We start from the raw sequence: 11,731 nt of genomic DNA, 5'->3' as shown, positions 1-11,731 counted from the left end.
CCGGTTCGGCACCAGCATCCGGCCATCCCGTATCTCAAGTCGTTCATTGAACAGCGGGTCAAGCCAGTCGAAATGCTCCACCCATGGCTCCAGTTCATAGGCTGCGGCCAGATGCAGATGGATCTCCATGGCGAAATGCGGCGCAAGCTGCAGCTTCTTCGCCTCCGCCAACGCGCAGATTTTCAGGAACTGGGTGATGCCGCCGACGCGTGGTGCGTCCGGCTGGATAAAGTCGACCGAATTGTTCTGGATCAGCGCAATATGCTCCAACACGCTTGCCAGCATCTCGCCGGTCGCGATCGGCGTATCGAGCTGGGCTGCCAGCGCTGCATGCCCCTCGACGTCGTAGGCATCAAGCGGCTCCTCGATCCAGGTGAGATTGTAAGGCTCCATCAGCCGGCCGAAACGCATGGCGCTTGGGCGATCCCATTGCTGGTTGGCATCGACCATCATCGCAGCCCGTCCGCCGATCCTGTCATGCACCGCCGCTACGCGCTTCAGGTCCACTGCCATATCCGGCTGCCCGACCTTGATCTTGATGCCGCCAATGCCGGCCGAGATCGACTTCTCGACATTGTCGAGCACTTCCTCGATCGGCGAAGATAGAAAGCCACCGGATGTATTGTAGCATTGCACGCTGTCACGATGTGCGCCGAGCAGCTTAGCGAGCGGCAGGCCGGCCCGCTTGGCCTTCAGATCCCATAGCGCTACGTCGAAAGCCGCGATCGCCTGTACCGCAAGCCCGCTGCGCCCGACGGAAGCTCCTGCCCAGCACAGCTTGTTCCACAACTTGCAGATATCGCTCGGATCCTCACCGATCAGCACATGGGCGATTTCCTTGGCGTGCTCATACTGCCCCGGCCCGCCGGCACGCTTGGAATAGCTGAAACCTATACCGCTATGGCCGTTTTTCGTCTCGATTTCGGCAAACAGAAACGCCACTTCCGTCAACGGTTTCTGCCGCCCGGTCAGCACTTTCGCATCGCTTATAGGGGTCTTCAGCGGCAGAAAGATCGACGATAACTTGATCCAGGCAATCTGATCGCTCGAAACAGCCTGGGACAGATCATTCGTTTTTGCGGATTGCGTATCCATGGCTCCACCCATTGCTCGGCCCTGCCGGGCCATGTCCTAGCTTGACTAATACCCTCCCAATCAATTTAAGTCCAAATCGATTATTCTTGGATATTGATACAGGATTTGAATAGATGCTGGATATGGGACAGGTCCGATCCTTCGTCATTCTGGCATCCGAGCTGAATTTCAGCCGAGCTGCCAGACGGCTAAACATCACCCAGCCGCCGCTTAGTCGACAGATCAAACTTCTGGAACAGGAACTGGATGTCACGCTGGTGGAGCGGACCAGCAGACGAGTCTCACTTACGGCTGCCGGAATGACTTTTCTTGCAGAAGCCCAAAAATTGCTGGAGCAAAGCAATGCGGCCGTAATCGCGACACGAAGAGCAGCGCGCGGTAGCGCCGGATCAGTGAAGATTGCCTTCGTTGGGGCTGCCACCTACAGCTTTTTGCCGAAGTTCATAAGCCGGGCGCGCATGGCAGCACCGCAGATTGAGCTTGAACTGGTGCAGATGGAAACATCCGAGCAGCTTCAGGCTATTAATGCTGGCGATATCGACATTGGCTTTTCACGCCCTCTTGCCAGCCCCAACCATCTAGAAAACATCTGCGTTGCGCGTGAGCCGCTGATGCTCGCCATCCCGCGTGCCCACCCGCTCGCGGCCACGCGCCGGCCGACCTTGGATGCACTTAACGGCGAACCCTTCATCACCTTTTCCGCTCCGGCCCGGTACCTGCACGACAAACTGGCAAGGCTCATTGCGGAAAACATGATCACGCCTCGCATCGTTCAGAGCATGACCCACTCACAGGCGATCCTGTCGCTGGTCAGTGCGGGAATAGGTCTGGCGATCGTCCCGGCAGAAACGCAAAATGCTTGCTTCGACAACATCGTCTTCCGTCCGCTCGATCTTTCTGATGAGTGCATCGCCGAGCTTCACCTCATATGGAGCGATGACAATCGCAATCCGCTGCTTTGGGAGATACGCCAGATCGCAAGTTCCGCTATTGAGACACGGTAGAAAATTCAAATTTGTCGAGACGACGCAATGCGACAGAGGATTGACTTCGGTTGCTATATCAGTCCCATCGCGACCTTCCGCTACCAGCAATTGCACAACAAGTCATGCTCTTGAACGGAATTAAACCAACCATCATTGGACGGAACTAAATCCGCCAGTGCTGCGAATCTGTGGCTTCAGGAACAATGTATCAAGTACCGGCTAGCAGGGGCTCCTGATAAAAACTGCCGACATTGCGATCACGCAATATCGCTCCTTCAACCCCGATCGTGCTGTTTGAGAAAGTCTGAAACCGTTGCCAGGCAAAGGTCCTTCTCCTCGACATGCGGCATGTGGCTGGACTGCTCGAACACGACCCAGCGGCACCCCGGTATGCGCTCGACATAGGGGCGCACCACCTCGGGCGTTGCCTCGTCGTGACGACCGGAGATCAGTAGGGTGGGCGCTTCGATCTGTGGCAGTCGGTCCTCGATCGTCCAGTCCTTCATCGTGCCGATGACGTGGAACTCGGTCGGACCGTTCATGTTGCGGTAGACGGTATTGTCCTCGTCCATGATGGCGAAGGTGCGCGCCACTTCCGGCGGCCATGGCGAGACGCGGCAGACATGGCGATCGTAGAAGACACGCGAGGCGGCGATATAGTCCGGATCGGTGAGTGTTCCGGCGTCCTCGTGTTTCACAAGCGTCGCCTGAACCTCGACCGGCAGGTCGCGGCGCAAGCGGTTGGCCTCCGAGACCCAGGTGTGCATGTTGGCGGGTGAATTGGCGATGACCAGAGCCTTCAGCCCCTTCGGTCGCAACACCGCATGTTCGGCTCCGAGCATGCCGCCCCAGGACTGGCCGAGAAAGGCGTAACGCTCCGCAATACCGAGATGTTTCAGCAGCGCATCCAGCTCTTCGAGAAACAGGTCGACCGTCCAGAAATCCGGGCCTTTTTCCGGCAGTCGCGTCGAATTGCCATTGCCGAGCTGGTCGTAGTGGATGACCGGGCGGCCATCGAGTACAGCGATATCCTTGAAACTATCGACATAGTCATGGGTGCAGCCGGGCCCGCCATGAGCGACGACGAGCGGCAGCAACGGCGAACCCAGCGATCCGGTGATCCGGTACCAGGTCTGATAGCCTCGAAACGGCAGGTAGGATTCCTGAACTTCGACCGGTGCCACGTCTTCATCTCCATGCGGTTGTTCCAATGGAGAAAGCATAGCCTCCTGATTCAGCTCGCGGCAGCTATCACAAGTAATAGGATGGAGGCTCTTCCAGCAGCCGGTAATGCGTGGCGCGCACCACGGCCTGCGTCCTGTTCTTCGCCCCCAGCTTCTTGGCGGCGGCGTTGAGGTGCATGACAACTGTTGGAACCGAGCGGCCGATGATGCGGGAAATTTCCTTGGCCGACAGGCCTTCCGCCGAATGCCTCAGGCACTCGCGCTCGCGGTTCGTCAGGTGCGCGCGCGCTCCAGTCTTCGCCGTCTCGTCGAAGGCTGCAAAGGCGGCTTCGTGGAACACATGTGCCAAAAGGCCGAAATCCGCCATATGGCGGTCCGCGTCGCTCTGGAACCCGCGGCCCGCGCCGAAGCGCACGCCAGTGACCGTCGCACAGTCGCCGCGTGGCAGATGCACCGGCACGGTCACGCCGCAGGACATGTTGCGCTCATGCAGGTAGCGTGACACCGGCGCGCTGCGCTCGTCGAGGAAGCGGTTGATCTGCGTCCCGGCCTTGTGGTCGTAGTTCCAGAAAAAGGGCGTGGTCGTGCGCATCGCCAGCAGTTGCACCGGGTCGATGCGGAAATATTCACGCTCGAACCAGTATTCGCGCATATCCTCGGAAATGTTGCGCAGCTTCAGCAGCGAAGGCAGCATCAATGCGCCGTCGAGATCGTAGGGAATCGGCGTATAGTCGTAAATCAGGGCGTCGAAGCCGAAACCCTTGATGACCTCGAACGCGGTGTCGATCCGCCCGTCCAGGGTCTCACCCGCGGTGAGCCGCGATCGGATCGAGCCAATATCGTCAAACATGCGCAAACCCTAATGTCGAACCGGGATCTGTAGTGCAGCAGAGATCTCATCCTATCACTTCTTATAGCTGGTGCGGAACCGATAAAACGCTAAAAATTAGCCTTGCTGAAAAGATGAGCAGTGTTTGCGGCAGGCAGGAGAGCCAAGATGTGGCGCGAGATGGAACCGGATGAACGGATCGAGATTGACGTTATAGGCCACAAGGTTGTCGCCTACAGTTTCGGCTCGGGTCCGGACACGGTGTTCTGTCTCAATGGTGGGCCGGGCCTGCCCTGCGACTATCTGCGCGACGCCCATTCCTGCCTCGTCGATCAGGGCTACCGCGTCGTTGCCTTCGACCAGCTCGGCACCGGCGCGTCGGACCGTCCGACCGACACGGCGCTGTGGACCATCGGCCGCTATGTCGAGGAAACCGAGACCGTGCGCAAGGCGCTGGGCCTCGGCAAGGTGCATATGCTCGGCCATTCCTGGGGCGGTTGGCTCGCAATCGACTATGCACTGACCTATCCGGAAAACCTCAAGACGCTGATCCTAGAGGATACCGTTGCCGACATGCCGCATCTGATCCTGGAACTCGAGCGATTGCGGGCCGCACTCGGCTCCGAAACGGTGGCGATGATGCAGAAGCATGAGGCGCGCGGCAGCATTGATCACCCGGAATATCTGGCGGCGATCACACTTCTCAACTACCGCCATGTCTGCCGGCTTTCGGATTGGCCGGCGCCGGTCAAGCGCTCCCTCGACGACTGGAACATGGGGCCTTACAGCACGATGCAGGGCCCGAACGAATTCCTTTATATCGGCAATCTGAAGGACTGGAACCGTGTGCCGGACCTGCCCAGAATCACCGTCCCCGTGCTGATCACCTGCGGCGAGCACGACGAATTGACGCCGGCCTGCGCGCTTCGCATGAAGCTGAACCTTCCCGACGCGCAACTGAGCGTCATCGACAATGCCAGCCACATGCCGTTCTATGAAAACCCGGATGGCTACTATCCGGTGCTTGTCGATTTCCTGGCGCGCCACAGGACCACGGCATGATCGGCAGCGTGCGACACTCGGTTCAAGGCCGACAGGCCGGAAAGGTGCAGACCCATGCACCGCTATAGGTTCGTGCTGTTCCGCCCGCTGCAGTTTCTGCCGGTGCTGTTCGGCATCAGCGTCATCACCTTCATCCTCGTCCGGCTGATCCCCGGCGATCCTGCCCGCGTGCTGCTTGGCGCCCGTTCCACACCGACAGCGATTGCCCGCATCCGCGCCCAATACGGTCTCGATGAGCCGATCTGGCTGCAATATTTCTATTTTGTCCAAAATCTCGGCAAGGGCGAGATGGGCAAGTCGATCCTCTACAAGATCGACGTGCTGAAGCTGATCCTGACCCGCATCGAACCGACGCTGGTGCTGGTGCTGGCCAGCGTCCTGCTGTCGATCCTGATTGCCGTTCCGATGGCAGCGCTCGCGGCACGCAACAGCGGCCGCCTGCCGGATCACGCCGTGCGTGTCGTCTCGACGCTCGGCATCGGTTTTCCTCCCTTCTGGCTGGCGCTGATGCTGATCATCCTGTTTTCGGTGAAGCTCGGCGTCCTGCCGGTCTCCGGCTATGGTGACAGTTTTCTCGACAAGGCGGCTCACCTAGTCCTGCCGAGCCTGACGATTGCACTGTCGCTATCGGCAGTTTTGACGCGCAGCCTGCGAGCGGCGATGACCGTCGAGCTGCAATCGGATCTGGCGACCGCGGCGCGCGCGCGCGGCATGCCGGAAAGCATCGTCTTCTGGCGCCATGTCTTGCCCAATTCGCTGGTGCCGACCATAAATCTGCTGGCCGTCAATATCGGCTGGCTGATCGGCGGCACCGTCGTGGTCGAAACCGTCTTCGCCATTCCGGGAATGGGGCAACTCCTGGTGCGCGCCATCTTCTCGCGCGACTACATGGTCGTCCAGGGCGTCGCCATGGTGTTTGCCTGCGCCACCGTGCTGGTCAACTTCCTCGCCGATATCATCACCGTGACACTCGATCCGAGAGTGCGCTTATGACAGCCGCCACCACTCCCCGCATGACTGTATCGTGGAACCGATTTCTGGGGCGCAACCTGACCCTGGTCACCGGCGCCGGCATTCTGGGACTGTTTCTCCTGGTCGCCCTCGCCGCACCGCTGATCGCGCCCTACGATCCGATCTATCAGGATGCCACCGTCCGGCTCGCCATGCCCTCCCTGGCCCATCCTTTCGGCACCGACAATTTCGGTCGAGACATCTTCTCGCGTATCATCTGGGGTACGCGCATCGACCTGCAGATCGCCGTCATCGGCGTGGCCTTCCCGTTCCTGATCGGGACCTTCATCGGCACGATCGCCGGTTTCTTCGGCGGCATCGTCGATACGATCTTCATGCGGCTGATCGATATCATCCTCGCCTTTCCCTTCCTTGTGCTGATGCTGTCGATCATCGCCATTCTCGGGCCAGGCCTGTCGAGCTTCTATATCGCCATGGCGCTGGTGGGCTGGGTCTCCTACGCTCGGCTGATCCGGGCGCAGATGCTGGTGCTGAAGAACAGCGACTATGCGGTCGCCGCCGTCAGTCTCGGTTTCGGCCGCAGCCGCATCATGTTCCGGCACCTGCTGCCGAATGCCATTGCCGGATCGATCGTGTTTTCCATGTCGGACGCGGTGCTGGTGCTGCTCAGTGGCGCCGCCATCAGCTATCTCGGGCTGGGCGTGCAGCCGCCCGTCGCCGAATGGGGCGTCATGGTTGCCGAGGGCCAGAGCTTCATCACCACCGCCTGGTGGATCACCCTGTTTCCCGGCCTCTCCATCGTCGTGCTGGCCTTCGGCTTCAGCCTTCTCGGCGATGGGCTGGGTGAATGGCTGGGAGTCCGAGAATGAACGAGCCGATCCTTTCCATCCGCGACCTGACCGTACACGCCATGCTCGACGGTGAAACGCGCAAGCTCATCGATGCCGTGTCCTTCGATCTCGGCCGCGGCGAAATTCTCGGGCTGGTCGGCGAAAGCGGCTCCGGCAAGAGCATGATCTGCCGGGCGCTGGTACAGCTGCTGCCGTCGAGGGCGATCGCCATCACCGGTGGGTCCGTGATACTCGGCGCCCGCGACCTGACAGTGCTGGACGACGATGCCATGCGGACGGTACGGGGTGCCGAGATCGGCATGGTGTTCCAGAACCCGACCAGCCATCTCGATCCGGTGATGCGCATCGGCGACCAGATCGCGGAAGGCATTCGCTATCATCAGGGCAAGTCACGCCGCGATGCGAAAGCCATGGCCATCGACATCCTCACCCAGGTCGGCTTTCCCGATCCGCAGCGGCAGTATGACAATTACCCGCATGAATTCTCCGGTGGCATGCGCCAGCGAGCGATGATCGCGGTGGCGCTGTCCTGCAATCCGGAAATCCTCATTGCCGACGAGCCGACGACAGCGCTCGACGTCACAATCCAGGCGCAGATCCTCAGGCTGCTGATGGACCTGCGCGACGCGCGCGGCCTGTCGATCATCCTCATCACCCATGATCTCGGCATCGTCGCCCAGACCTGCGACCGGATCGCCGTGTTGCGTCATGGCCAATTGCTTGAACTCGGCGACAAGCGGCAGGTCCTGTCGAACCCGCAGCATGCCTATACCGTCAGCCTGCTCGAGAGCCACCCGTCCATGCCGGAGGAAACTGCTTCCCCAATCGTCGTGGAAGCACCGAAAACGCGCGCCCGTGCGCTTCTCGAAATCGATGATCTCGTGGTTCGCTTCCCGACTCCCGGTTTCAACCTGTTGAAGAGCGGCAAGTCCCATGTAGCCGCCGTCAATGGCGTCAGCCTGCGCGTGATGCCCGGCGAAACAGTCGGCATCGTCGGTGAAAGTGGGTCCGGCAAGAGCACGCTGGCGCGTGCCATTCTCGGCCTGACGCCGCTGTCCTCGGGCCATATCAGCTTCGAGGGTCTGGACCTCGCCCAGCAGCGCCGCCAGGCACTGGCAAAGATCCGCACGCAGACGGCCATGGTATTTCAGGATCCCTACAACGCGCTGAACCCGCGCATGAGCATCGGCGCGATGCTGGCAGAAGTTTTGGCGGTGCAGAACAAGGTGCCGGCCAACCGGATACCCGCCCACGTCCATGAATTGCTCGATCTGGTCGGGCTGGACCGGGAATTCTCCACCCGCCGCCCGCAACAGATGAGCGGCGGCCAGTGCCAGCGCGCCGGCATCGCCCGGGCGCTGGCCGTCGATCCGAAGCTGATCATTGCGGACGAATGCGTCGCGGCGCTAGATGTGACCATCCAGGCACAGATCATCGATCTGTTTCGCGACCTGAAGAGCGCCATGAATCTGACGCTTCTGTTCATTGCCCACGACCTCGCCATCGTCCGCAACCTCTGCGACCGGGTGGTGGTCATGTATCGCGGCCAGATCGTCGAGGAGGGCCGCTGCGAGGATGTTTTTGCCCGACCGCAGCACGCCTATACCGCAGCGCTGATCGCCGCAATTCCCGATATCGACCCGGACAAGCCCCTCATCAAGCCTCTCATGGGTGGCCTGCCGGCGGAGACCATACCGCATCTCTTGACTGCCTGATAACAACAAAGGGAACGAACGACATGACAAGCAATTGGAAGACCGTCAGCGTGGCCACCGTGCTCGCGATGTTGACGCTGGGATCAACACTGGCGCAAGCGGCCGGCGTGCTGACCATCGGCCGGCGCGAAGACTCGACCACATTCGACCCGATCAAGTCGGCGCAGAACGTTGACAACTGGGTATTCTCCAACGTCTTCGACGTGCTGGTGCGCGTTGACAAGACCGGCACCAAGCTGGAGCCCGGCCTTGCCGAAAGCTGGACCATTTCCGATGACGGCCTGACCTATACGTTCAAGATGCGTGACGCCAAGTTCTCCGACGGCTCGCCGATCACGGCAGGCGACGCAGCCTTCAGCTTGCTTCGCATCCGCGACAATGAAGGCTCGCTGTGGAGCGACAGCTACAAGGTCGTCGACACCGCTGAAGCGGCCGACGACAAGACGCTGGTCGTCAAGCTGAAGACGCCGTCGGCGCCGTTCCTCTCGACGCTGGCATTGCCGAATGTTTCCGTCCTTTCCAAGAAGGGCCTTGAAGAAGCCGGAGAGGAAGCTTTCGCCGAGAAGCCGATTGCCTCATCCGGCGCGTTCATTGTCAAGGAATGGCGCCGCGGCGACCGCGTCATTCTCGAGAAAAACCCGAATTTCTGGCAGGCGGACCGGGTGAAGCTCGACGGTGTCGAGTGGATCTCGGTGCCTGACGACAATACCCGCATGCTCAATGTGCAGGCCGGCGAACTGGACACCGCCATCTTCGTGCCTTTCTCGCGTGTCGAGGAACTGAAGAAGGATTCGAACCTCGAGGTGCATATCGACACCTCGACCCGCGAGGATCATCTGTTGATCAACCATGAGCATGGCGCGCTGGCCAAGAAGGAAGTCCGTCAGGCTCTGGACATGGCGATCGACAAGAAGGCGATCGTCGATACCGTGACCTTCGGCCTCGGCACCGTCGCCAATTCCTACATCCCCAAGGGCTCGCTCTATCACTACGACGCCAACGACCAGTATCCCTACGAGCCGGAAAAGGCCAAGGCCATGTTGGCCGAAGCCGGTGCCTCCGATCTGTCGCTGAACTATATCGTCAATGCCGGCAACGAGGTCGACGAGCAGATCGCCGTTCTCCTGCAGCAGCAACTGGCCAAGGCCGGCGTCACGGTCAACCTGCAGAAGGTCGACCCGAGCCAGAGCTGGGACATGCTGGTGGCCGGCGACTACGACATCTCGGTGATGTACTGGACCAACGACATTCTCGACCCGGACCAGAAGACAACCTTCGTGCTCGGCCATGACACCAACATGAATTACATGACCCGCTACAACAGCGACAAGGTCAAGGACATGGTCGCCGCAGCCCGCCTCGAGCTGGACCCCGCCAAGCGCGAAGCCATGTACGTCGACATCCAGAAAACAGCCAAGGACGACGTGCACTGGGTCGACCTCTACTACAGCCCCTACATCAACGTGTCGCGCAAGAATATCGAGAACTTCTACCAGAACCCGCTCGGCCGCTTCTTCCTCGAAGACACTGTCAAGAACTGAGCCGTCGGCAACCTGTTCGAAAACATCATTCGCTGTTTGCGCAGCGAATGATGGATCTGGATGGCGATATCATGTTGTTTCATCAACGCCGGCATCGAAAACCTAACGATCGCGCGGCTCAGCTGTCGAGGCCGATCACCTTTTCCAGCGCTTCCCAGGTATCGTCCATCGCATAGGCTCCGAGGAACGGCAGGCCGATATGGCCGTAGATCGGCGAGAGTTGCCATTCGGCGGTCTCTTCGTCAACGCCGGCGACCTGCTGCAGGAAGATCACCGAGGCTAGACCGGTGCGGTCGGCGCCCGACGCACAATGCACCAGGACCGGCTGCTGCGCGGTCTTCAGGATGCCAAGCAGTCGCTGCACATCCTCCGCCTTCAGTTCCTTCAAGGCCGACATCGGAAAATTGACCAGTGTCGCACCGCGCGACGCGGTGGCCGCAGCTTCCCCATCGTACCAAGGCGTACCGACATGCTCGCCGCGCAGGTTGATCACAGTCTTGATCTTGTACTGGTCGATATACTGGCCGAGCGCGTCACCCGACAGCTGTGCCGACCGGTAGTATTGCCCTGGCAGGATTTCGTGGAAATTGCCGCGCAGCAAGGTGACCCCGATATAGACGCCGTAGGCGAGGCAAACTGCAGCGACGAAAATGCCAAAACGCTTGAGAGCTTTTAACAGGAGACGGCCAGCGTACTCCCCGCTCGCGTTCACGATCGGTGTTTCAACTCCAGCCGTATTCGACATTTTTCGCAGATCCCAACCACAAGACCAGATGCCTATGACCGCGCAGCAAGGCTTTCCTGTGGCGTCGAGCAGTGCAGATCAACACATCTGAGCCGGCAGGCCAAAATTGATCCGCAGCCTAGAGCAGGCCGAGTTCCACCAGTTCGCGTTTCAAGTCGTCCGGCATGTCTTCGAGATTGGCACCGGAGGCGCCGAGGTCGCGCGGGGCTGCATCCGGCTCGAGATAGCGCCAGCCCTGGAACGGACGACGCGGCACGGGAGAGGTCTCGATCACTTCCGGGCCGAGGATCAGTTCGCACCGGCTGATGCCATCGCCGCCGGTAAAGGTCTTGATGTCGAGCAGCATCTGGCGCGCGGCCACCTGCCCTTTGATGATCCAGTAGAGGGAACCGCCGTCGAGCAGTTCTTCGGCACGCTTCGGCGCCATGCGGGTGACGTGGCTGCTTTGCGGCTGAAGGCCGGCGGCGACCGCAATCAGCGCGCGCTCGGCAACCCATTCCCGCAGGTCTTCGATGGCATCGCAGCCGACACAGAGCTTGATCAGATGAAGCGTCATGCCCCGGAGATAGACGGTTCCACGCCGCCGTCAAGAGGCGCTTGTGCCGCAGGCCCTACCCTCCCCAACCGATCGATCCCGCGGATCGCCGCCGGCAACGGCAGGTGCGTCAACATTCGACGACATTGACGGCAAGACCGCCGAGCGAGGTTTCCTTGTATTTCTCGTTCATGTCATTGCCGGTCTGCCGCATGG

General features: G+C 60.4%; 11 protein-coding genes. 6 read left to right on the top strand and 5 right to left on the bottom strand.

The annotated features are described in order from the left end of the window. Positions 1-1,095, bottom strand: a 1,095-nt coding sequence (locus PDO_RS03610) for an L-talarate/galactarate dehydratase (RefSeq protein WP_085995732.1), incomplete at its 3' end; no start/stop codon positions are given. 113 nt (positions 1,096-1,208) lie between these two features. On the opposite strand from PDO_RS03610, the gene PDO_RS03605 reads away from it, so the two are divergent. Then, the gene (locus tag PDO_RS03605; protein WP_007597941.1) at positions 1,209-2,099 is read left to right on the top strand and encodes a LysR family transcriptional regulator; all 891 of its coding nucleotides are present in this window, start codon (positions 1,209-1,211) and stop codon (positions 2,097-2,099) included. Between the two features lie 257 nt (positions 2,100-2,356). Here the strand turns inward: PDO_RS03605 and PDO_RS03600 are convergent, their stop codons facing one another. Further along, a complete protein-coding gene (locus PDO_RS03600) occupies positions 2,357-3,304 on the bottom strand; it encodes a proline iminopeptidase-family hydrolase (protein WP_052023373.1) in 948 nt (315 codons plus the stop codon). 28 nt (positions 3,305-3,332) lie between these two features. Next, entirely contained in the window at positions 3,333-4,115 is a 783-nt protein-coding gene (locus PDO_RS03595; RefSeq protein WP_007597938.1) for a helix-turn-helix transcriptional regulator, read from the bottom strand. Between the two features lie 147 nt (positions 4,116-4,262). Here PDO_RS03595 and PDO_RS03590 point away from each other — a divergent pair, with 147 nt between their 5' ends. The 5 genes from PDO_RS03590 to PDO_RS03570 are packed head-to-tail and all read left to right on the top strand — an operon-like array spanning position 4,263 to position 10,235. Continuing rightward, positions 4,263-5,156 carry a proline iminopeptidase-family hydrolase gene (locus PDO_RS03590; protein ID WP_007597936.1) on the top strand — a complete coding sequence of 298 codons (894 nt, stop codon included), beginning with the start codon at positions 4,263-4,265 and terminating at the stop codon, positions 5,154-5,156. Between the two features lie 54 nt (positions 5,157-5,210). After that, positions 5,211-6,149: an ABC transporter permease gene (locus PDO_RS03585; protein WP_007597934.1), complete on the top strand. Its 939-nt coding sequence runs from the start codon at positions 5,211-5,213 to the stop codon at positions 6,147-6,149. After that, positions 6,146-6,997, top strand: a complete 852-nt coding sequence (locus PDO_RS03580; protein ID WP_007597929.1) for an ABC transporter permease — start codon at positions 6,146-6,148, stop codon at positions 6,995-6,997. Before PDO_RS03585 ends, PDO_RS03580 begins: the two co-directional genes overlap by 4 nt. Then, complete coding sequence (locus tag PDO_RS03575; protein WP_007597927.1) at positions 6,994-8,694, top strand: dipeptide ABC transporter ATP-binding protein; 1,701 nt, start codon at positions 6,994-6,996, stop codon at positions 8,692-8,694. Before PDO_RS03580 ends, PDO_RS03575 begins: the two co-directional genes overlap by 4 nt. A 23-nt stretch (positions 8,695-8,717) precedes the next feature. Then, on the top strand, positions 8,718-10,235 hold the full coding sequence (locus PDO_RS03570) for an ABC transporter substrate-binding protein (protein WP_007597925.1): 1,518 nt from the start codon (positions 8,718-8,720) through the stop codon (positions 10,233-10,235). Positions 10,236-10,353: 118 nt separating this feature from the next. Here PDO_RS03570 and PDO_RS03565 read toward each other — a convergent pair whose 3' ends face one another. After that, positions 10,354-10,980 carry a tyrosine-protein phosphatase gene (locus tag PDO_RS03565; RefSeq protein ID WP_007597923.1) on the bottom strand — a complete coding sequence of 209 codons (627 nt, stop codon included), beginning with the start codon at positions 10,978-10,980 and terminating at the stop codon, positions 10,354-10,356. Between the two features lie 118 nt (positions 10,981-11,098). Beyond that, positions 11,099-11,536, bottom strand: coding sequence for a DUF1489 family protein (locus PDO_RS03560; protein WP_007597921.1), 438 nt, complete (start codon positions 11,534-11,536; stop codon positions 11,099-11,101). Positions 11,537-11,731 lie beyond the last annotated feature (195 nt).

The organism is Rhizobium sp. PDO1-076 (assembly GCF_000247475.1).
Lineage (GTDB): Bacteria > Pseudomonadota > Alphaproteobacteria > Rhizobiales > Rhizobiaceae > Allorhizobium.
The sequence above is the reverse complement of the archived record's forward strand: the minus strand, read 5'-3'. Positions and strand labels throughout refer to the sequence as shown.